Source organism: Cupriavidus sp. CPT47-8839-RL05A (assembly GCF_058792255.1).
The window spans coordinates 1-19,625 of record NZ_JBYTEG010000008.1 but is presented as its reverse complement, the minus strand read 5'-3'; the positions used below and the strand labels follow the sequence as shown (position 1 = coordinate 19,625).

Sequence of the window (19,625 nt, the reverse complement as noted above, 5' to 3'; positions counted from 1 at the left end):
GGCGCAAGCACCGCCGCCATTGGCATCAAGCAGACGGGCCGGCCAAGACCGGTTCGCGAGGAGGCACGCCAGGATCTGTCATGACGTTACTGAACCGCTGTCGCTTCATCCCGGCGCGGCCCTGAGCCGCGCATCGGTTTTCGATCTATCGCGATCTACCGCAGGACTTAGCCATACCATGCAGAGCACTAGCCGCCGTACCTTCCACCGTCACTTCGCGCGCCGCCTGGGCACCGCCTTCCTGACCACCGCGCTGCCGCTCGCCGCCGCGCCGGCCTTTGCCGAGGCCTATCCCGGCAAGGCGATCCGCCTGGTGGTGCCGTTCCCGCCGGGCGGCCCGACCGACACCGCCGCGCGCATCATCGGCCAGAAGATGAGCGAATCCCTCAAGCAGCCGGTGGTGGTGGACAACCGTCCCGGCGCCTCCGGCACCATCGGCGCCGAGAACGTCGCCAAGAGTCCCGCCGACGGCTACACGCTGCTGGTGCTGGCCACGCCCACGCTGCTGGCGCCGCACCTGATCAACCGCAAGGGCTACGACCTCTTCAAGGACTTCACGCCGATCGGCGCGGCCTATGACCTGCCCATCGTGATGGTGGTCAACCCGCAGGCGATGCCGGACGTGACCAGCCTGCAGCAGTACATCGCCAAGGCCAAGGCCAAGCCCGGCGCGCTGAACTACACCAGCGCCGGCAATGGCAGCTTCGGCCACCTGTCGACCGAGCTGCTGAAGAACCTGGGCCACTTCGACGTGCAGCACGTGCCGTACAAGGGCAGCGCGCCCGCCATCTCCGACCTGCTGGCGGGCCAGGTGCCGATGATGTTCTCGGACATGATCGCCGCGCTGCCGCACATCAAGGCCGGCAAGCTGCGCCCGATCGCGGTGGGCTCCGCCAAGCGCGTGAGCTTCACGCCCGACGTCAAGACGGTGGCCGAGCAGGGCTTCCCGGGCTTCGACGCCACTGCCTGGGGCGGGCTGCTGGCGCCGGCCGGCACGCCCAAGGAGGTGGTGGCCACGCTGTCGGCCGAGCTGAAGAAGGCGCTGGCCGATCCGGCCGTGCAGCAGAAGATGCTGGGCGCCGGCACCGTGGCCGCCTATATGCCGCCCGAGCACCTGGCCGCGCGCATGAAGGCCGACTACAGCAAATGGGGCAAGGTGATCCAGGACAATGGCATCCGTGGCGACTGAGTGATTCGGATGCCGCTCCGGTGGCCCGGCTGAAGCTCAGGCGGGCTGCTGCCCTTGCGGCTGGCTGGCCGGCAGCGCCGGCAAGGGCAGCGCCGGCTGGCAGGCGGCCGCGGCCAGGCCAAGGAACTGGCTGGAGGTGCGCAGGAACTGCTGGCAGGTCTGGCGGAAAAGCTCGAAGTCCATGTAGGTCTCGGTGAGGTGGGGTGGCGCGGTCCGGCCGTGGCCGCCGCGCCGCCGGCATCTTGCGTGGCGGATATGACAGTTTCTTGAAATCCCGCCAGCCTGCGCCGCCATCTGTCGCGCCAGTCGCACGGCGCTGCCAGAATGCCCACTGTGCTGGCAGAGGTGCTAAAATCTAAGTCTTTGATTCTCTTGGCCAAATGCTGCAGCCAGCTTGGCCGTGCCGGAACCCTCCCGGCGCCAGGCGAGAGTCAGGGCGAGATGAGTTCCAGACGCGTATCCGTTTGTGCCGGGTTCGCCTCCCGCCAGACACCGATACCCATGACCACTACGAACGCACCAGAAGCCACTACCGCGGGGCAGACCGCCGTGCAGACATTCGACAGCTTCGGCCTGGACGCGCGCATCCTGCGCGCCTTGTCCGAACAGGGCTACACCACGCCCACCCCGATCCAGGCACAGGCCATCCCGGTCGTGCTGATAGGCAAGGACATGATGGGCGCCGCGCAGACCGGCACCGGCAAGACCGCGGGCTTCGCGCTGCCGATCATCCAGCGCCTGCTGCCGCTGGCCAATGCCAGCGCCTCGCCGGCGCGCCACCCGGTGCGCGCGCTGATGCTGACCCCCACGCGCGAACTGGCCGACCAGGTCTATGACAACGTCGCGCGCTACGCCAAGCACACCGACCTGCGCAGCACCGTGGTGTTCGGCGGCGTCGACATGAACCCGCAGACCGATGCCCTGCGCCGCGGCGTGGAGATCCTGGTGGCAACGCCCGGCCGCCTGCTGGACCACGTGCAGCAGAAGTCGGTCAACCTGTCGCAGGTGCAGATGCTGGTGCTGGACGAAGCCGACCGCATGCTCGACATGGGCTTCCTGCCGGACCTGCAGCGCATCATCAACCTGCTGCCGGCACATCGCCAGACGCTGCTGTTCTCGGCTACGTTCTCGCCGGAAATCAAGCGGCTGGCCTCCAGCTACCTGAAGCACCCGGTCACCATCGAAGTGGCGCGCAGCAACTCGACCAACGAGAACGTGCGCCAGATGGTGTACCTGGTCGAAGACGGCCACAAGCAGGCGGCGGTCGTGCACCTGCTCAAGCAGCGCGCCGAGCAGGGGCTGTCGCGCCAGTGCATCGTCTTCGTCAACAGCAAGATCGGCTGCTCGCGCCTGGCGCGCCATTTGGAGCGCGAGGGCATCAACGCCGCCGCCATCCACGGCGACAAGACCCAGACCGAGCGCATGCAGACGCTGGAAGGGTTCAAGAGCGGCACCATCGACGCGCTGGTCGCCACCGACGTGGCCGCGCGCGGGCTGGATATTCCCGACATGCCGTGCGTGGTCAACTTCGACGTGCCATACAGCGCCGAAGACTATGTGCACCGCATCGGCCGTACCGGCCGTGCCGGCGCCAGCGGCGATGCGCTGTCGATCTACGTGCCGGGCAATGACGAGCGCCTGCTGTCCGATATCGAGAAGCTGATCAAGCGCAGCATCCCGCGCGGCAAGCTGGAAGGCTTCGACCCGACCGGCGAGCGCGCCCGCCAGGGCGACACCGAGCGCCGCCGCGAGCGTAGCGACGTGCGTCGCGCGCGCGGCAATGGCGAGGGCGAAGAGCGTCCGCGCCGCCACGAGCACAGCGCCAACCGCCAGGTGTTCCGTGCCTCGGATGATCCGTTCTTCTCGCGCCCGTACGAGCCCAGCGCAGCCAGCGTCGCCCAGGCCAAGGCGGCCGATGAAGTGGCCGCCGCGCTGAGCCGCGGCCGCCAGGCGCCCAAGCGGCCGGTAGCTGCCCTGCTGGGCGGCGTGCCGCGCAAGTCCTGATCTGATCCTGCCGTAGCTGAAAATGGCCCGCCTGCGCGGGCCATTTGCTTTTGGGGGGCGCTATCCGTGCGGGGGTTGCGGCAGGTCGGCCAGCAATTGGCGCCACCCGTCGGTGGCGCGCGCAAGCCAGTCCTTCACATTGTCCGCGTGGTTCGACAGCCCCAGGTGGGTGCCGGCCTCGCGCAGCGCGTCCAGCGGTGCGGTGGTGTCGATTGCCTGCGCACCGCTTTGCTTGCTCAGCTTCTCGCCGGTCTGGTTGACCACCACCGGCACGTGCAGGTAGGCCGGCGTGGGCAGGCCCAGCAGGTGCTGCAGGTGGATCTGGCGCGGCGTGGAGTCGAGCAGGTCGGCGCCGCGCACGATATGCGTGATGCCCTGCAGGCCGTCATCCACCACTACCGCCAGTTGATACGCCCACAGCCCGTCCGCGCGGCGCAGCACGAAGTCGCCCAGCTCGGTTTCCAGGTCCTGGCACAGGCGGCCCTGCCAGCGGTCGTCGAAGCAGACGGTGGCGGCCGGGCCGTCCGGCACGCGCACGCGCCAGGCGCGCGGCAGCTTGCCGTTCAGGCCGTGGCGGCAGGTGCCGGGATAGCCCAGGGTCTGGTGCCGCTCGCGCACGTGTACCAGCGAATCGGCGATCTCTTTGCGCGAACAGCCGCACGGGTAGAGCTGCCCGGCGGCGTCGAGGCGGCGCAGCGCATCGGCATAGCACGGTTCACGCCGGCTCTGCCATACCGGCGGCTCGTCCGGCGCCATGCCCAGGCGTTCCAGCGTGAGCAGGATGTCTTCGTCCGCGCCGCGCACGCAGCGCGGCATGTCGATGTCCTCGATGCGCACCAGCCACTGGCCGCCGTGCGCGCGCGCGTCCAGCCAGCTCGCCAGCGCGGTGACCAGCGAGCCCATATGCAGCGGCCCGGTGGGCGAGGGGGCGAAGCGGCCGCGATAGCCGGCCGCGGCAACCGTCGGTGCTGCCGTCGTTGCTGTCACTGCCATGAGGCCTGCCCTCAGCCGGCGAAGTCGGGTTGCTGCAGCAGTGCCTGCGCCAGGCGCGGGTCTTCCAGCTTGCTGGCCCACCACTGCAGCGCCTTGCCGCGGTTGCTGGTGCGCCAGGCTACCTTGAAGTTGCCGGGCGCGCGCACCTCGACGGTCTCGCGCGCCTGCAGCACGCCGCTTTCGATATGGGGTTGCGCCATCGGCGCCGGCAGCCAGCCGCAGCCCAGCCCGCGGATCTGTGCTTCGAGCTTGTCGCGCATGGTGGGCACCACCAGCACGTCTTGCCCGGCCAGCACGCCATGGGTGCGCGCCGGCAGGTTGCGCGAGGTGTCGCCCACCGCGACGATGCGGTGCCTGGCGATCTGGATGGTGGTGAGCGGGCCTTCCTCGGTGGCCAGCGGATGGTGCGCGGCCACCGCGAACACGAACGGCATCGAGCCCAGCGGCCGGATCTGGAAGCCCTGCGTGCTGGGCGCATCGTAAGCGCCGCCGATCACCAGGTCGGCGCGGTTGTTGACCAGCGCATCCCAGGCGCCGCCCAGCACTTCCTTGGAAAAGCGCAGCCGGGTGGCGGTGTTCTCGGCGTAGAAGTCGTGGATCACCGGCAGCAGCGCGCGGAAGTTGATCAGGTCGTCGACCACGATGGTGAGGGTAGCCTCCCAGCCGGTAGCCAGGCGCTTGACGCGCCGTGCCAGGTCATCGGCGGCATGCAGCAGGTGGCGGCCCTCATCGAGCAGGGCGCGTCCGGCCGGCGTCAGCTCGGCGCGGTGGCGGCGCCGGTCGAACAGCAGTACGTCCAGGTCTTCTTCCAGCTTGCGCACCACGTAGGTCAGCGCGGAAGGGACCTTGCCCATCTCGTGGGCGGCGGCGGCAAAGCTGCCCTTGCGTTCGATGGCGTCCAGGACTTCGAGGGATTCTAGCGAGAGGGCCATGTTCAGAAATTCTGAATGACTGCTTCTAAGTCGATCCCCGTAAATATACGCCTCAAGCCCTAAACTTCCTAGCATCAAAAGCGAAAACGTATGCCGCGACACGGTTACCAAGCCAGTGCTTGCGGGCAAACAGGCTCAAGGAGGGCCATCAAAATGATTGAAATCAGAAAGTCTGCAGAGCGTGGTTACGCCGATCATGGCTGGCTGAAGTCCTTTCATTCGTTCTCGTTCGCCGACTACTATGACCCGCAACATGTGCAGTTTGGGCCGCTGCGAGTGATCAACGAGGACCGCGTCGCGCCGGGCATGGGCTTTGGCACGCACGGCCACCGCGACATGGAGATCATCAGCTACGTGCTTGAGGGCGAACTGGCCCACAAGGACAGCATCGGCAACGGCAGCGTGATCCGCCCGGGCGATGTGCAGCGCATGAGCGCCGGCACCGGCGTGCGCCATTCGGAGTACAACCACGCCGCGCACGACACCACCCACTTCCTGCAGATCTGGATCATGCCGGCCGAGAACGGCATCGAGCCCGGCTACGAGGAAAAGCACTTCGACGCAGCCGACAAGCGCGGCAAGCTGCGCCTGGTGGCCAGCGCCGATGGTGCCGAGGGCTCGGTGGTGGTGCACCAGGACGTGCGCCTGTACGCTGGCCTGTTCGATGGCGACGAGGCTGCCACGCTGGCGCTTGCGCCGGGCCGCCGCGTCTATATCCACGTGGCGCGCGGCCGGGTGACGGTCAACGGCAAGGCGCTTGAAGCCGGCGACGCGGCGAAGCTGGAAGCCGAGGGTGAGGTCGCGCTGTCTGGCGGCGATGGCGCCGAAGTGCTGGTGTTCGACCTGCCCTGAGCATCGTCCATTGCCGCATGCAAAAGCCCGCCTGACGGCGGGCTTTTGCTTTTTGCGCGGCGCGCCGGGCCCCGGCAGGTAGCGCTGTGCTATCTTCTCGCTATGCATTGCGCCTGCGCCGACACATCGCCGGCAAGCCCGGAAGGGCCAGGCGTGCCCTTGGAACACCCCGTACCAAGATGACCTTTGTTTCCATTCTCCTGGCGCTGATCGCTGAACAATTCCGCGCCCTGGGCCGCAACAACCCGATCCACGAGATCGTGCGCGCACTCGGCGACCGCGCGGAACATGCCTTCGACACCGGCCGGCCGCGCGATGCCGCGCTGGCCTGGCTGACCGTGGTCCTGCCGCTGACCCTGGCGGTGATCATGGTGCACTACCTGCTGGCCTCGATCAGCGTGGCGCTGACGCTCGCCTGGAATGTGCTGGTGCTGTACATGACGCTTGGCTTTCGCCAGTTCAGCCACTACTTCACCGACATCCACGAGGCCCTCAACCGCGACGACGTCCATACCGCGCGCACGCTGCTGCACGAATGGACCGGCCTGGACACCGTCGAGATGCCGGTCTCCGAGATCGTGCGGCACACGCTGGAAGCGGCAATCATCGCCGTGCACCGGCATGTGTTCGGCGTGTTCTTCTGGTTCCTGGTGCCGGTCGGCCCCGGCGGGGTGGTGCTGTACCGCACCGCCGAATACCTGAGCCGCCACTGGAACCAGCCCTCGGCCGAGCGCAGCCCCGCGCTGGGCCGCTTTGCGGCGCGCGCCTTCTATTTGCTGGACTGGATTCCGTCGCGGCTGACGGCGATCGGATTTGCCATCGTCGGCAACTTCGAGGACGCGGTCTACGCCTGGCGCAACCATGCGCGCAAGTGGAACGATGCCGTCAACGGCATCCTGCTTGCCAGCGGGGGCGGGGCGCTGGGCGTGCGCCTGGGCACGCCGCTGGCCGAGGATGATTCCACCGTGGTGCTGCGCGCCAGCGTGGCCGGCCCGGCCGTGGACTATGCGCCCGGCATGGAAGAGGAAAACGGCGGCCCGGAACCGGTGCCGCCCGAATTCGGCACCGAGCCCGGCGTGCGCACGCTGCAGTCGGCCGTGGGCCTGGTATGGCGCGCGGTGGTGCTGTGGATGCTGCTGCTGGCGATGCTGTCGCTGGCGCTCTGGGTCGGCTGACCAGCGTTAAAAAGGGGGCGGCGCGCTAGTCGCGGGCCGCGCCGCAGCGCCAGCAGGCCCCGAACTGGGCCTCGTGCCATTCCAGGCAGTGGCGGCATTGCCAGCTCGGCCCCGGCGCCGGGTTGGCGGCGGCATTGAGCGCCGCCCACGCCTGCGCTTCCATCTCGTCATCGACCAGCCACACCTGTGGCGCACTCTCCCGGAACGGGATCTCGCCGGTGGCGCCGGCCAGCCAGGTATTGCGCAATTCCGCCCGGATGCCGGCCGCCCGCAGGACGTTCCGGCAATGGGCCGCATGGACGAGGGAAGTGGCGGACAGCAGCAGTTTCATGGCAGCGCACCGGGTAACCCAGGTGCGCTTACCTTACCACGGCTTCTGCTGGTTGGATTCGTGCAGCAACTGCATGTAGAGCTGGTGGCGGCGCTCGGAGATCGCTCCCGAGGCGACCGCGGCCAGCACGCCGCAGCCGGGCTCGTTGACATGGTGGCAGTTGTAGAAACGGCACGCGGTCAGCAGCGGCCGGAACTCCGGGAAGGCGCGCTCCAGCATGCCCTCGCTCAGGTGGTACAGGCCGAATTCCTGGAAGCCCGGCGAATCGATCAGCGCACCCTGATGGCCGTCCACGGTGCCCCATTCGGCCGGCAGGTGATAGAGCCGCGTGAAGGTGGTGGTGTGCTTGCCGGAGTCGAGCTTGGCCGAGATCTCGCGGGTCTGCGCATCCACGCCCGGGATCAGCAGGTTCAGCAGCGACGACTTGCCCATGCCAGATTGCCCGATCAGGATGCTGGCCAGCCCCGCCAGGCGCGGCTTGAGCGCGGCCAGCGCCTGCGCCGGGTCGGCGCGCACCGACAGCTCCAGCGTGTCGTAGCCCAGCCCGCGGTACAGCGCCAGGCGCCCTCGCGCTTCCTCCAGCCGGTCGGGCAGGTCGGTCTTGTTGAGCACGATCAGCGGCCGGATCTCCATGGCCTCGGCCGACACCAGCGCGCGGCCGAGCAGGTCTTCGGAGAAGCCCGGCTCGGTTGCCAGCACGATCACGACCTGGTCGATATTGGCGGCCAGCAGCTTGGACTTGAACTGGTCGGAGCGGTGCAGCAGGTTCTTGCGCGGCGAGGCCGCGGTGATCACGCACTGGTCGGCGGCGGCGCGTTCCACGCTGACATGGTCGCCCACCGCGCAGTCGCTCTTCTTGCCGCGCGGGAAGGCATGCATGCGCGTGCCGTCGCCCAGCTCGACCACGTAGTGGCGGCCATGGGCGGCGATGATCAGCGCGGATTCGGTGGCCGTGCCGGCATGGCTGCCGCCGCCGGCGTTGCGGTGACGCGTGGCGCGGCTCATGCGTGCGCCAGCAGGCGGTCGATCCGCTGCGCGGCGGGCGGATGCGAGTAGTAGAAGGCGCTGTAGAGCGGATCGGGCGTCAGCGTCGAGGCGTTGTCCTTGTACAGCTTCACCAGTGCCGACACCAGGTTGCCGGCATCGGTCTGGTCGGCGGCAAAGGCGTCGGCCTCGAACTCATGGCGGCGCGACGACAGGCTCGACAGCGGCCCCAGCAGGAAGGTGAACACCGGCAGCGCCAGGAAGAACAGCACCAGCGCCAGCGCGTTGTTGGACACGCCCAGGTTGGGCACCACGCCCAGCCCGGTGTAGAACCAGCTGCGCGTGGCCAGCCAGCCCAGCAGCGCCAGGAATACCAGGCTCAGCGCAAAGGTGACGACGATGCGCTTGGCCACATGGCGCCGCTTGAAGTGGCCCAGCTCATGTGCCAGCACCGCCTCGATCTCGTCGCCCGACAGGCGCTCCAGCAGCGTATCGAAGAAGACAATGCGCTTGGCCGCGCCGAAGCCGGTGAAATACGCATTGCCGTGGGCGCTGCGCTTGCTGCCGTCCATCACGAACAGGCCCTTGCTGGCAAAGCCGCAGCGCTTCATCAGGGCCTCGATGCGCTGGCGCAGCGATTCGTCGGTGAGCGGCTCGAACTTGTTGAACAGCGGCGCGATAAAGGTGGGGAACACCACCAGCAGGAACAGGTTGAAGGCCATCCACACCAGCCAGGTCCAGACCCACCACAGCGAGCCGGCGCGCTCCATCAGCCACAGCACCGCCAGCAGCAGCGGCAGGCCCAGCGCGCAGGCCACCACCAGCATCTTGGCCATGTCGGCCAGCCACAGGCCGAACGTCATCTTGTTGAAGCCGAAGCGCTGCTCGATGCCGAACTGGCCGTACAGCGAGAACGGCAGGTCGACCAGCCCGCCGATCAGCGCCACGCTGGCCACCAGTGCCACGCCATAGGCATAGCCCGGGCCGAAAGTGTCCAGCCAGGACTGGTTGAGCCACTGCAGCCCGCCCAGCATGGTGAAGCCGATCAGCACCGCGGCCCCGGCCAGCACCTCGAGCATCGACAGCCGGGTGCGGGCGATGGTGTAGTCCGCGGCCTTCTGGTGCGAGGCCAGGCTGATGGTGTCGGCAAAGCGCGGCGGCACCGCATTGCGGTGCTGCGCCACATGCCGGACCTGGCGGGCGGCCAGCCAGAGCCTGGTCAGCACCATCAGCACCAGGGCGGCGAGAAAGACAATCGTGAACATCGGCAAGAGCCTTGTTGTGGATGCGGGCGCCCCGCACTGTGCGCGGCGGGCGTCCGTTGGGACCGCCGGGCCCCGGGGTGGGGCAGGCGGTGGTCCGGGATATCCGGAAAACGCCCCGGCGCTGGTGCGCAAACGGCCATTCCGGACGGATATGCGAGAATTATAAATTGTTCGCGCCCGCCCCCGCCGCGGCCGCTTCCCTGAAATTCCTATCTTCCGCAGTCCCGATGACAAGCCAAGCCACCGCCAAATCCGTCAAAAGCGAAAACAACCTGATCTGGCTGGACATGGAAATGACCGGCCTGCAGCCGGATACCGATCGCATCATCGAAATCGCGATCGTCGTTACCGACTCCGAACTCAATATCCTGGCCGAAGGCCCGGTGCTGGTGATCCACCAGAGCGACGCCGTGCTCGATGGCATGGACAACTGGAACAAGGGCACCCACGGCCGCTCGGGCCTGATCGACAAGGTCAAGGCATCGACCCTGACCGAAGAGCAGGCCGAGGCCGAGCTGCTGGCCTTCCTCAAGCGCTGGGTGCCGGCCAACAAGTCGCCGATGTGCGGCAACTCGATCTGCCAGGACCGCCGCTTCATGGCGCGCTACATGCCCAAGCTGGAGGCGTTCTTCCACTACCGCAACCTGGACGTGTCCACGCTGAAGGAGCTGTGCAAGCGCTGGGAGCCGGCCATCCACAAGGGCTTTATCAAGCGCCAGCTGCATACGGCGCTGGCCGACATCCTGGAATCGGTCGAAGAACTGCGCTACTACCGCACGCACTTTATCCGTCACACCGCGCCGGGCGCCGCACCGGCAGCGGACGCGCCGGCCGCCGACACGCCCGCGCAATAAGCGGGGCCGGCTGCTCCCGGAACAACAACCCACTGCAAGCGACGGGCCGTCCGCACGGGGCGGCCGCCGCCGGGGCGCGTCCCGCCCGCCTGCCCATGCTTGAGCGCATCGTCTCCATCATCACGCCGGTCATCCTGATCATCCTGGTCGGGTGGCTGTACGGGCGCAAGGCCCATCCGGACATGGCCGGCATCAACCGCGCCACGCTGGACGTGATCGCGCCGCTGCTGGTGGTGTCGGCCTTCGTCAGCAAGGATTTCGTGCTGGCCGACCAGCTGGTGCTGCTGGGCTGCGCGGTGGCGGTGGTGCTGGGTTCGGGCGTGCTGGCGTGGGCGCTGGCGCGGCTGCTGAAGGCCGATCCGCGCACCTTCGTGCCGCCGATGATGTTCAACAACTGCGGCAATATGGGCCTGCCGCTGTCGGTATTTGCCTTCGGTCCGGCTGGGTTGGCGCCGGCGGTGGCGCTGTTCGCGGCATCGAACCTGATGCACTTCACCATCGGCATGAAGATCGTCAACCGCCATGCGTCGATGGCGCAGATCGCGCGCAACCCCATGGTGCTGGCCACCGTGGCGGGCGTGGCGCTGGCGCTGGCGCGGCCATGGTTCACGCTGCCGGACCCGGTCTACCAGTCGGTCAAGCTGCTGGGCGACGCCACCGTGCCGCTGATGCTGTTTGCACTGGGCGTGCGCATGAAGGACGTCAGCCTGCGCAACTGGGGCATGGGCCTGGTCGGCGCCGCGGCCTGCCCGCTGACGGGAATCGCGGTGGCGCTGCTGCTGGCGCAGTGGGTGCCGCTGACCGAATTGCAGCGTGGCCTGCTCTTTGTGTTTGCCGCGCTGCCGCCGGCAGTGCTGAACTTCCTGGTGGCGGACCATTTCCGGCAGGAGCCGGACCAGGTGGCGTCGATCGTGCTGCTGGGCAATATCGCCGCGGTGGTGTTCGTGCCGGTGGGGTTGTACCTGGGCTTGCGCTGAGGCGCGGGGAGGGGAGCCCGCAGGCGGGCGCCTGCGGGGATTGGCGTTTACGCCGCGGGCTTGGCCCGCACGGCGTTCTTCGGGCGCCAGGCCTTGACGATGGCTTCGTCGGTTTCCATGTAGGGGCCGCCGATCAGGTCGATGCAATACGGCACCGCAGCAAAGATCCCTTGCACCACGGCCTTGCCATCGGCATCGCGCAGGCCCTCCAGGGTCTCGCGGATGGCGCGCGGCTGGCCGGGCAGGTTGACGATCAGCGCGGCGCGGCTGGCGGTCTCGCGGATCACCGCCACCTGGCGCGACAGGATCGCGGTCGGCACGAAATGCAGGCTGACCTGGCGCATCTGCTCGCCGAAGCCGGGCATTTCCTTGGTGCCCACGGCCAGCGTGGCCTCGGGCGTCACGTCGCGGCGCGCCGGGCCGGTGCCGCCGGTGGTCAGCACCAGGTCGCAGCCGGCCACGTCGACCAGGTCGATCAGGGTGCGCGAGATCTGCGCCTGCTCGTCCGGGATCAGCCGCTCCACCGCCTGCCAGGGCGTGGTCAGCGTGCGCCCGAACCACTCGCGCAGCGCCGGGATGCCTTCGTCCTGGTAGGTGCCGGCCGAGGCGCGGTCCGAGATCGAAACGAAGCCGACAACGAGTTCATCGGGATGGTTGCGGACTACCGGCTGCGTGGTCTGGGTCATGCCTCGGGCTCCGGGGTAGGGGGTTGGTCCGCGGCGGCGCCGGCCTTGCCATCCTTCGCGTCCAGCGCCGTCTTGATGGCCTGGAACAGCTCGCGGAAATAGCGCGGCGGCTTGCCTTGCTCCTTTTCCTTGCGCGCGTTGCGGATGGTGTTGCGCAGCGCCTGCACGTCGATGCCGGGGTGCTCGGCGAGGAAGCGCGTCAGCGCCGCGTCGTCGGCCAGCAGCAGCTCGCGCCAGCGCTCGATCAGGTGCATGCGGGCGGTTTCGGCCTTGCTGGTGCCCTTGAAGCCCTCCAGCGCTTGCCGGATCACCTCGACCTCTTCGTCCTCGAGGCCGCGCATGATCTTGCCCACGAACTGCATCTGGCGGCGCTTGCCCTCGTGGCTGTTGATGCGGCGGGCCTGGTGGATGGCGTCGGCCAGCGCTTCGGGCATGGGCACGCGCGCCAGGCGGTCCTTGGCCAGGGCTTCGAGCTCGGCGCCAAGGTCCTGCAGGGCGGTCATGTCGCGCTTGCGCTGCGACTTGCTTTTCGGTTCGTCGTCTTCCGGTTCGGGCGCAAAGCCTCCAGGAAAGCGCGAGCCATTCGGATTACGGGAATTTCGCGTCATGCCCGGCATTTTATCTTGCTATGATTGCCGCTTGGACTTTTGATGACACCCGCCCAGCATGGACCAGATCGCAGAACAGACCGCGCACTTCACCTACACCCAGGCCCAGCTCAGCGAGATGGCCGCCGATGTGCTGCGCGTTGCACGCGAACTTGGGGCGACCGACGCCGCCACCGAGATCTCCGAAGGCAGCGGCCTGTCGGTATCGGTACGCAAGGGGCAGGTGGAAACCATCGAGCAGAACCGCGACAAGGTGGTCGGGGTCACGGTCATGATCGGCAAGCGCCGCGGCAATGCCAGCACCTCGGACTTCTCGGCGGCCGCGCTGCGCGCCACCGCCGAGGCCGCCTACAACATCGCCCGCTTCACGGCCGAGGACGATTGCGCCGGCTTGGCCGAGGAAGAACTGCTGGAACGCGCGCCGCAGGACCTGGAACTGTTCCACCCCTGGGCGCTGGACGCCGAGCGCGCCATCGACATTGCCACCCGCGCCGAGGCCGCCGCCTTCGCGGTGTCGCCGCGCATCCGCAACAGCGACGGCGCCAGCGTGTCGGCGCAGCATTCGCAGTTCGTGCTGGCGACCACGCGCGGCTTCTCGGGCGGCTACCCGTATTCGCGCCATTTCATCTCGTGCGCGCCGATCGCCGGCAGCGGCAGCGGCATGCAGCGCGATGACTGGTACTCGTCCAAGCGCTCGCCGCTGGCGCTGGCCGCGCCCGAGGACATCGGCCGCTACGCCGCCGAGCGCGCGCTGGCGCGGCTGCAGGCGCGCCAGCTGTCCACGCGCCGCTGCCCGGTGCTGTTCGAGGCGCCGCTGGCCGCGGGGCTGCTGGGCGCCTTCGTGCAGGCGGTGTCGGGCGGCGCGCTGTACCGCAAATCCACGTTCCTGTGCGATTCGCTGGGCCAGGCCGTGTTTGCTCCGCATATCCAGATCCATGAGCAGCCGCACACCCCCGGCGCCATGGGCAGCGCCCCGTTCGACGAGGAAGGCGTGCGCACCCGCGCCCGCGACGTGGTCCGCGACGGCGTGGTGCAGGGCTATTTCCTGTCGACCTATTCCGCGCGCAAGCTCGGCATGCAGACCACCGGCAACGCCGGCGGCTCGCACAACCTGACACTGACCAGCTCGCTGACCGAGCCCGGCGACGATTTCCCGGCGATGCTGCGCAAGCTCGGCACCGGCCTGCTGGTGACCGAGCTGATGGGGCAGGGCGTCAACTACGTGACCGGCGACTATTCGCGCGGCGCCTCGGGCTACTGGGTCGAGAATGGCGTGATCCAGTACCCGGTGGAGGAAATCACCATCGCCGGCAATATGGCCGAGATGTTCCAGCAGATCGTCGCTATCGGCGCGGATGCGCTGGTGCGCGGCACCAAGGAAACGGGCTCGATCCTGCTTGAGCAGATGACGATTGCCGGCACCTGAGCGGCGCGCGCCGCCCAAAGAAAAAGCAGGCCGGACGGCCTGCTTTTTTATTGCCCGCGCAACGGCTTACGACTCGTCCGACGGCGGCCGCTCGTACGTGACGAAGGCATAGTCGAAGCCATTGGCCTCCGAATGATGCGTCTCGCGCGCGGTCTCCACCCATTGGGTGCGGTCGATCGCCGGGAAGAAGGCATCGCCTTCCACATCCGCGTCGATCTCGGTCACCACCAGCCGGTCCGCGCACGGCATGGCCTCGGCGTAGAGCTGCGCGCCGCCGATCAGGAAGATCTGCTCCGCGCCCACGCACAGGCGCTGGGCGTCTTCCAGCGAGGCCGCCACCTCGGCACCCTCGATGCGAAGGTCCGGGTTGCGGCTGACCACGATATTGCGGCGCCCCGGCAGCGGGCGGCCGATTGAATCCCAGGTCTTGCGGCCCATGATCACCGGCGCGCCCATGGTGGTGCGCTTGAAGTGCGCCAGGTCTTCCGGCAGGCGCCAAGGCAGCGCGTTGTCGCGGCCGATGGTGTTGTTGCGGGCGCGGGCGACCACCAGTGTCAGCAGCGTCATACGGCCACCGGTGCCTTGATGGCGGCGTGCGACTGGTAGCCGGCCAGTTCGAAGTCTTCGTAGCGGTAGTCGAAGATGCTGTCGGGCTTGCGCAGGATCTTCAGTTGCGGCAGCGCCAGCGGCTCGCGCGCCAACTGGGTCTGCACCTGCTCGAAATGGTTGTTGTACAGGTGGCAGTCGCCGCCGGTCCAGACGAAGTCGCCCACTTCCAGCCCGGTCTGCTGCGCCATCATGTGGGTCAGCAGCGCATAGCTGGCGATATTGAACGGCACGCCCAGGAAGATATCGGCGCTGCGCTGGTAGAGCTGGCACGACAGCCGGCCATCGGCCACGTAGAACTGGAAGAACGCGTGGCAGGGCGGCAGCTTCATGCGCGGGATGTCGGCCACGTTCCAGGCCGATACGATCAGGCGGCGCGAATCCGGGTTGGCGCGAATCTGCGCCACCAGCTCGGTGATCTGGTCGATATGGCGGCCGTCCGGCGCCGGCCACGAGCGCCATTGCGAGCCGTAGACCGGGCCCAGTTCGCCGTTCTCGTCGGCCCACTCGTCCCAGATGGTGACGCCGTGCTCCTGCAGCCAGCGCACGTTGGTCGAGCCCTGCAGGAACCACAGCAGTTCATAGATGATCGACTTCAGGTGCAGCTTCTTGGTGGTCACCACCGGGAAGCCTGCGCGCAGGTCGAAGCGCATCTGGTAGCCGAACACCGAGCGCGTGCCGGTGCCGGTGCGGTCGGCCTTGTCGGTGCCATGCTCGTACACATGGCGCATGAAGTCGAGGTACTGTTTCATCGGCGCGGGGCGGGATCGGGAGTGACGCGGGCACTGGTCCCGCAAAGCTGGCATTTTAAAGCAAAAGGGCCATCCCTCAGGATGGCCCTTCAGCGGCATGGCCGGGGCGGGTGCCCCGGCCATGCCTGGCACGGCTTGCCGCCTTAGTGGCTGCCGGCCGGTTGCTGCACGCGGCGCTTCTGCACCAGGTAGCCGGCGCCCAGCACGCCGCCGACGATCAGCACGTACAGGCCCCAGTTGACCACCGGGTTGGCTTCGAAGAACGCCTTGATCATCGGCTCGTGCACGATCATCTTGACTGCCGTGAACGCCAGCACGCCCGCGCCCAGGTAGATGATGATCGGGAAGCGGCTCATCAGCTTGAGCACCAGGCTCGAGCCCCACACCACGATCGGGATGCTGATCAGCAGTCCCAGCACCACCAGCAGGAAGCTGCCGTGCGCGGCGCCGGCCACGGCCAGCACGTTGTCCACGCCCATCACCGCGTCGGCGATGATGATGGTCTTCATTGCGCCCCACAGGGTCGAGGCGCCCGAACCGTGCCCCTCGCCGTCGCCTTCGTCGGACAGCAGCTTGTAGGCAATCCACACCAGCGCCAGGCCGCCGATCAGCATCAGCCCCGGAATCTTCAGCAGCCAGACCACGCCGATCGTCATGGCCGAGCGCACCACCACGGCACCGACGGTACCCCAGATGATGGCCTTTTTCTGCAGGTGGGCGGGCAGGTTGCGCGCCGCCAGGGCGATCACGATGGCATTGTCGCCAGCCAGCACCAGGTCAATGACGACGATGGACAGCAGTGCCGTCAGGAACTGCATCGTGAACAGATCGGTAAACCACTCCATGAACTCTCCTCAGGGTACAAATCAGCGCAAGTGCGCGTATCGGGTTCGCCTGGATTCACGTAGCACGGGAGCGTGGGGGCGCCTTTGCAAACCATGAAGTCCAGGTTGCAAAGGTCTTGCTCGACCACTGGCGCGGTATGCACGCCGGTAGTCAGCACAACCGGGGACAAGGGTCCCGGAATGACGATTGTGCTAAGGGCATGGGCCCCGGAGCTACTCCCCTTTGAGGGACACGACCCGTTTCGGGGCCGCGCTGGGCGGGATTATAAACGAACTGCAAGGGATATGCCCCATTAGGAAAGATACTGACTCAAGGTTTTTGATGTGCTGCGTGCGGCGCATCCGGCGATCGGGCGGTGCGCGATCCGCCGGATGGGCCTATCCTTTAAGTTCGGCTTCGCCCGATGCGTCCCGGACGGCACAGGGAGGCGTTGCGGAGACCGGCGCGCACGACATGCACAGCGCGGCCTTGGGGAATACGCAGTGAAGCAGTGACCATTCGCGACCACACAAGGAAACGACATGCCGGCTGTCCCGAATCCGCCGAATACCCCCTTCCAGAAAAAAGCCCCGCAGACACCTCTCCCACCCCTGAACCACCACAACGGCCATGCGGCCGCACCGCCCGCACCGCCCGCCCTGGTCGCGCTGGCCAATGGCCGCGCGCACCGGCAGCCGCCCCAGCCGGAGTTCGTGCAGCAGTACCGCGAGGACAGCGGCGCGCTGCGCGAGCAGGTGCTGGCCGGGCTGCGTGCCAGGCAGGCCGTCATCAGCCCCAAGTTCTTCTACGACGTGCTGGGCTCGCGCCTGTTCGAAGCCATCACCGACCTGCCAGAGTACTACCCGACCCGCACCGAGGCCGCGATCTTTGCCAGCGCGGCGCCCGCCATTGCCGCGCGTGCCGGCAGCGGCTGCGTGCTGGTGGACCTGGGTGCGGGCAATTGCGAAAAGGCTGCCAGGCTCTTTGGCACCCTGCGCCCGGCACAGTACGTGGCGCTGGATATCTCCATAGAGTTCCTGCGCGCGACGCTGTCGTCGCTGCAGCAACAGCATCCCGACATTCCGATGCTGGGCCTGGGCGCCGACCTGTGTGCGCCGTTCGATCTGCCCGCCAACGTCAGGCGCGGCAGGCGGCTGTTCTTCTATCCGGGCTCGAGCATCGGCAATTTCGCCCCGGTCGAGGCCCTGGCATTGCTGCAGCGCATGCGCGGCGCGGCCGGGCGCGGCGACGGCGTGCTGATCGGGGTCGACCTGCACAAGGATGAAGCCACGCTGGTGTCTGCCTATGACGATGCGCTGGGCGTGACCGCCGCGTTCAACCGCAACGTGCTGCGCAACGTGAACCGCATCGTCGGCACGGATTTCTCGCTGGACGACTGGCGCCATGTGGCGAGCTTCGACCGCGCGGCCTCGCGCATCCAGATGCACCTGCAGGCGTGCCGCGACGTGCGCGTGCAGTGGCAGGGCGGCGCGCGCGAATTTGCCGCCGGCGAACGGATCCATACCGAGGACTCCTACAAGTACCGCCCGGAGGACTTCACGCTCTTGCTGGAAGCCGCCGGGTTTGACGACCCGGTGTACTGGACCGACCCGAGCGGCTGGTTCGCCGTGTTCCACGCGCGCGGCTGATCCGCCCGCGCGGGCGTCATCCGGCAGGGATGGCAGGTAGTGTCATAATGGCCGCGGCCGGCCTGGCGTGCGAGCGCCAGGCCAGCAGTTGCCTGCTTCGGTCACTGCCTGTCCACTGTTCACTCCCCTGCACGGACTTTCCCGATGAGCGGCTTCCCCATGCTTCCCGATCTCTACTTCACCGGCGGCAAGGCGGCCTGGTCCGACCCGCGCCGGCTGCCGCGCGAAGGGCTGGCGCAGGCGCTGGTCGATGCGCGCAACCGTACGCTGGCGTGGCTGGCACCGTTCGGGCAGACGCGCCGCGCCTGGGACGTGCCGCATCAGTACGATGCCGATCCGCCGTTGTGGACGCTCGGGCACGTGGCCTGGCATGCGGAGTGGTGGTGCCTGCGCGGCGTGCGCCAGGTGGACCGCGGCGGCGTGCCGGTGCCGGTGGCGTCCGAGCCGTCGCTGCTGGACGGCGCCGACGAGTGGTTCGACCCGGACCGCATCGGCCCCGACGAGCGCTGGGAGGTCACGCTGCCCGACGTCGCGGTGGTCAAGCGCTACGCCGCCGACGTGCTCGACGGCGTGCTGCGCCGGATTGCGCTGCTGGCCGACGACAGCGACCTGACCCTGTACCCGTACCGCCGCGCGCTGCTGCATGAAGATGCCCAGGGCGAAGGCGTGGCCGCGCTGTTGCAGGCGCTGGGCATGGCGCCCGCGGAGGCCATCGGGGCTGGTCCGGTGCAGCCTGCGGGGCATGGCGGCACCCTGCATTTCCCGGGCGGCCGCTTCACGCTCGGCTGGAGCGATCCCGACGGCTTTGCCTGGCCCGATGAGCTGCCGCCGCAACCCACCTACGTGCCCGCGTTTGAAATGGACATGGCGCCGGTCAGCAACGCGCAGTTTCTCGAGTTCGTCGAGGACGGCGGCTACGAGCACCCGGCGTGGTGGTCGGCAGCGGGGCGCCAGTGGCTGATGACGCAGGAACGCTCGGCGCCGCGCTACTGGTCGCGCCATCCGGAATCGCGCGCCTGGATGGTGGAGCGCTTCGGCACGCTGCGCACGCTCAATCCGGATGAGGCGGTGCGCCATGTCACGCTGTACGAGGCGCAGGCGTGGTGCGTGTGGGCGGGACGGCGCCTGCCGGCGGAATCGGAATGGGAGCTTGCCGCGACGCAGAACCGCGGCCTGCAGTGGGGGGCGCTGCGTGAGTGGACTGCCACGCCCTACGAGCCGTACGCCGGGTTTGCCGCCGCGCCGTCAGACAGCGAGGTGGTGGGGCGCTTCGGCTCGCACCAGGCGGTGCGCGGTGTGTCGTTCGCCAGCCCCGCGCGGCTGCGCCACGTGCGGGCAAGGTGGGCGCGCTTGCCGGAGGATGATCTGTCCTTCATTGGCTTTCGCACCTGCGCGCTGTAGCGGGCGGTACGCGACAACAAAAAAAGCGCCCTGAAGGGCGTAATGCCGTTCAGTTAAGACTGAACGGCATTTTTCATTGTTAGCCGCCGAAGCAGTTGTAAACCGCAAGCCGCAAT

Annotated in this window: 20 protein-coding genes; 9 read left to right on the top strand and 11 right to left on the bottom strand. The window is 68.0% G+C overall.

The features are described 5' to 3' along the window. Positions 1 to 178 precede the first annotated feature (178 nt). Positions 179 to 1,189, top strand: a complete 1,011-nt coding sequence (locus tag AC3WVS_RS11275; protein WP_492318704.1) for a Bug family tripartite tricarboxylate transporter substrate binding protein — start codon at positions 179 to 181, stop codon at positions 1,187 to 1,189. Between the two features lie 36 nt (positions 1,190 to 1,225). Here AC3WVS_RS11275 and AC3WVS_RS11270 read toward each other — a convergent pair whose 3' ends face one another. Next, positions 1,226 to 1,372 carry a hypothetical protein gene (locus AC3WVS_RS11270; RefSeq protein ID WP_189374251.1) on the bottom strand — a complete coding sequence of 49 codons (147 nt, stop codon included), beginning with the start codon at positions 1,370 to 1,372 and terminating at the stop codon, positions 1,226 to 1,228. Positions 1,373 to 1,690: 318 nt separating this feature from the next. Here AC3WVS_RS11270 and AC3WVS_RS11265 point away from each other — a divergent pair, with 318 nt between their 5' ends. After that, positions 1,691 to 3,193 carry a DEAD/DEAH box helicase gene (locus tag AC3WVS_RS11265; RefSeq protein ID WP_176844223.1) on the top strand — a complete coding sequence of 501 codons (1,503 nt, stop codon included), beginning with the start codon at positions 1,691 to 1,693 and terminating at the stop codon, positions 3,191 to 3,193. Between the two features lie 60 nt (positions 3,194 to 3,253). Here AC3WVS_RS11265 and gluQRS read toward each other — a convergent pair whose 3' ends face one another. Together gluQRS and AC3WVS_RS11255 are read right to left on the bottom strand one after the other, a co-directional pair. Further along, entirely contained in the window at positions 3,254 to 4,186 is a 933-nt protein-coding gene (gluQRS, locus tag AC3WVS_RS11260) for a tRNA glutamyl-Q(34) synthetase GluQRS (RefSeq protein ID WP_492318703.1), read from the bottom strand. Positions 4,187 to 4,197: 11 nt separating this feature from the next. Further along, positions 4,198 to 5,118: a LysR family transcriptional regulator gene (locus AC3WVS_RS11255; protein ID WP_010813621.1), complete on the bottom strand. Its 921-nt coding sequence runs from the start codon at positions 5,116 to 5,118 to the stop codon at positions 4,198 to 4,200. 153 nt (positions 5,119 to 5,271) lie between these two features. Here AC3WVS_RS11255 and AC3WVS_RS11250 point away from each other — a divergent pair, with 153 nt between their 5' ends. Together AC3WVS_RS11250 and AC3WVS_RS11245 are read left to right on the top strand one after the other, a co-directional pair. Then, positions 5,272 to 5,970 carry a pirin family protein gene (locus tag AC3WVS_RS11250; RefSeq protein WP_492318702.1) on the top strand — a complete coding sequence of 233 codons (699 nt, stop codon included), beginning with the start codon at positions 5,272 to 5,274 and terminating at the stop codon, positions 5,968 to 5,970. 179 nt (positions 5,971 to 6,149) lie between these two features. Further along, a complete protein-coding gene (locus tag AC3WVS_RS11245) occupies positions 6,150 to 7,145 on the top strand; it encodes a CobD/CbiB family protein (protein ID WP_492318701.1) in 996 nt (331 codons plus the stop codon). Positions 7,146 to 7,170: 25 nt separating this feature from the next. Here the strand turns inward: AC3WVS_RS11245 and AC3WVS_RS11240 are convergent, their stop codons facing one another. Genes AC3WVS_RS11240 through AC3WVS_RS11230 form a run of 3 tightly spaced genes read right to left on the bottom strand, consistent with a single transcriptional unit; the run spans position 7,171 to position 9,725 of the window. Then, a complete protein-coding gene (locus tag AC3WVS_RS11240) occupies positions 7,171 to 7,476 on the bottom strand; it encodes a putative signal transducing protein (RefSeq protein ID WP_316150879.1) in 306 nt (101 codons plus the stop codon). Positions 7,477 to 7,509: 33 nt separating this feature from the next. Further along, positions 7,510 to 8,481, bottom strand: coding sequence for a ribosome small subunit-dependent GTPase A (rsgA, locus tag AC3WVS_RS11235; RefSeq protein ID WP_492318700.1), 972 nt, complete (start codon positions 8,479 to 8,481; stop codon positions 7,510 to 7,512). After that, a complete protein-coding gene (locus tag AC3WVS_RS11230) occupies positions 8,478 to 9,725 on the bottom strand; it encodes a M48 family metallopeptidase (protein WP_492318699.1) in 1,248 nt (415 codons plus the stop codon). The genes rsgA and AC3WVS_RS11230 overlap by 4 nt, the downstream gene beginning before the upstream one ends. Positions 9,726 to 9,952: 227 nt before the next feature. Here AC3WVS_RS11230 and orn point away from each other — a divergent pair, with 227 nt between their 5' ends. After that, positions 9,953 to 10,579, top strand: a complete 627-nt coding sequence (gene orn, locus AC3WVS_RS11225; RefSeq protein ID WP_492318698.1) for an oligoribonuclease — start codon at positions 9,953 to 9,955, stop codon at positions 10,577 to 10,579. 95 nt (positions 10,580 to 10,674) lie between these two features. Further along, on the top strand, positions 10,675 to 11,556 hold the full coding sequence (locus AC3WVS_RS11220; RefSeq protein ID WP_010813614.1) for an AEC family transporter: 882 nt from the start codon (positions 10,675 to 10,677) through the stop codon (positions 11,554 to 11,556). 47 nt (positions 11,557 to 11,603) lie between these two features. Here the strand turns inward: AC3WVS_RS11220 and mog are convergent, their stop codons facing one another. Next, positions 11,604 to 12,242 carry a molybdopterin adenylyltransferase gene (gene mog, locus AC3WVS_RS11215; protein WP_051591363.1) on the bottom strand — a complete coding sequence of 213 codons (639 nt, stop codon included), beginning with the start codon at positions 12,240 to 12,242 and terminating at the stop codon, positions 11,604 to 11,606. Continuing rightward, a complete protein-coding gene (gene yjgA / locus AC3WVS_RS11210; protein ID WP_492318697.1) occupies positions 12,239 to 12,850 on the bottom strand; it encodes a ribosome biogenesis factor YjgA in 612 nt (203 codons plus the stop codon). The genes mog and yjgA overlap by 4 nt, the downstream gene beginning before the upstream one ends. 58 nt (positions 12,851 to 12,908) lie before the next feature. Here yjgA and pmbA point away from each other — a divergent pair, with 58 nt between their 5' ends. Then, entirely contained in the window at positions 12,909 to 14,276 is a 1,368-nt protein-coding gene (gene pmbA / locus AC3WVS_RS11205; RefSeq protein ID WP_492318696.1) for a metalloprotease PmbA, read from the top strand. Between the two features lie 66 nt (positions 14,277 to 14,342). On the opposite strand, the gene AC3WVS_RS11200 is transcribed toward pmbA, so the two are convergent. The 3 genes from AC3WVS_RS11200 to AC3WVS_RS11190 form a co-directional block, all read right to left on the bottom strand. Continuing rightward, positions 14,343 to 14,843, bottom strand: coding sequence for a dihydrofolate reductase (locus tag AC3WVS_RS11200; protein WP_492318695.1), 501 nt, complete (start codon positions 14,841 to 14,843; stop codon positions 14,343 to 14,345). Beyond that, on the bottom strand, positions 14,840 to 15,634 hold the full coding sequence (locus AC3WVS_RS11195; RefSeq protein ID WP_492318694.1) for a thymidylate synthase: 795 nt from the start codon (positions 15,632 to 15,634) through the stop codon (positions 14,840 to 14,842). Before AC3WVS_RS11195 ends, AC3WVS_RS11200 begins: the two co-directional genes overlap by 4 nt. 143 nt (positions 15,635 to 15,777) lie before the next feature. Continuing rightward, the gene (locus AC3WVS_RS11190) at positions 15,778 to 16,479 is read right to left on the bottom strand and encodes a TerC family protein (RefSeq protein ID WP_010813608.1); all 702 of its coding nucleotides are present in this window, start codon (positions 16,477 to 16,479) and stop codon (positions 15,778 to 15,780) included. A gap of 522 nt (positions 16,480 to 17,001) precedes the next feature. On the opposite strand from AC3WVS_RS11190, the gene egtD reads away from it, so the two are divergent. Beyond that, entirely contained in the window at positions 17,002 to 18,108 is a 1,107-nt protein-coding gene (gene egtD, locus AC3WVS_RS11185) for an L-histidine N(alpha)-methyltransferase (protein ID WP_492318693.1), read from the top strand. A gap of 144 nt (positions 18,109 to 18,252) precedes the next feature. Then, entirely contained in the window at positions 18,253 to 19,509 is a 1,257-nt protein-coding gene (locus AC3WVS_RS11180) for an SUMF1/EgtB/PvdO family nonheme iron enzyme (protein ID WP_492318692.1), read from the top strand. Positions 19,510 to 19,625: the final 116 nt, after the last annotated feature.

Coding starts and splice junctions, on each gene's coding strand:
- AC3WVS_RS11275 (WP_492318704.1), top strand. CDS start 179: ATGCAGAGCACTAGCCGCCGTACCTTCCACCGTCACTTCGCGCGCCGC.
- AC3WVS_RS11270 (WP_189374251.1), bottom strand. CDS start 1,372: ATGGACTTCGAGCTTTTCCGCCAGACCTGCCAGCAGTTCCTGCGCACC.
- AC3WVS_RS11265 (WP_176844223.1), top strand. CDS start 1,691: ATGACCACTACGAACGCACCAGAAGCCACTACCGCGGGGCAGACCGCC.
- gluQRS (WP_492318703.1), bottom strand. CDS start 4,186: ATGGCAGTGACAGCAACGACGGCAGCACCGACGGTTGCCGCGGCCGGC.
- AC3WVS_RS11255 (WP_010813621.1), bottom strand. CDS start 5,118: ATGGCCCTCTCGCTAGAATCCCTCGAAGTCCTGGACGCCATCGAACGC.
- AC3WVS_RS11250 (WP_492318702.1), top strand. CDS start 5,272: ATGATTGAAATCAGAAAGTCTGCAGAGCGTGGTTACGCCGATCATGGC.
- AC3WVS_RS11245 (WP_492318701.1), top strand. CDS start 6,150: ATGACCTTTGTTTCCATTCTCCTGGCGCTGATCGCTGAACAATTCCGC.
- AC3WVS_RS11240 (WP_316150879.1), bottom strand. CDS start 7,476: ATGAAACTGCTGCTGTCCGCCACTTCCCTCGTCCATGCGGCCCATTGC.
- rsgA (WP_492318700.1), bottom strand. CDS start 8,481: ATGAGCCGCGCCACGCGTCACCGCAACGCCGGCGGCGGCAGCCATGCC.
- AC3WVS_RS11230 (WP_492318699.1), bottom strand. CDS start 9,725: ATGTTCACGATTGTCTTTCTCGCCGCCCTGGTGCTGATGGTGCTGACC.
- orn (WP_492318698.1), top strand. CDS start 9,953: ATGACAAGCCAAGCCACCGCCAAATCCGTCAAAAGCGAAAACAACCTG.
- AC3WVS_RS11220 (WP_010813614.1), top strand. CDS start 10,675: ATGCTTGAGCGCATCGTCTCCATCATCACGCCGGTCATCCTGATCATC.
- mog (WP_051591363.1), bottom strand. CDS start 12,242: ATGACCCAGACCACGCAGCCGGTAGTCCGCAACCATCCCGATGAACTC.
- yjgA (WP_492318697.1), bottom strand. CDS start 12,850: ATGACGCGAAATTCCCGTAATCCGAATGGCTCGCGCTTTCCTGGAGGC.
- pmbA (WP_492318696.1), top strand. CDS start 12,909: ATGGACCAGATCGCAGAACAGACCGCGCACTTCACCTACACCCAGGCC.
- AC3WVS_RS11200 (WP_492318695.1), bottom strand. CDS start 14,843: ATGACGCTGCTGACACTGGTGGTCGCCCGCGCCCGCAACAACACCATC.
- AC3WVS_RS11195 (WP_492318694.1), bottom strand. CDS start 15,634: ATGAAACAGTACCTCGACTTCATGCGCCATGTGTACGAGCATGGCACC.
- AC3WVS_RS11190 (WP_010813608.1), bottom strand. CDS start 16,479: ATGGAGTGGTTTACCGATCTGTTCACGATGCAGTTCCTGACGGCACTG.
- egtD (WP_492318693.1), top strand. CDS start 17,002: ATGCCGGCTGTCCCGAATCCGCCGAATACCCCCTTCCAGAAAAAAGCC.
- AC3WVS_RS11180 (WP_492318692.1), top strand. CDS start 18,253: ATGAGCGGCTTCCCCATGCTTCCCGATCTCTACTTCACCGGCGGCAAG.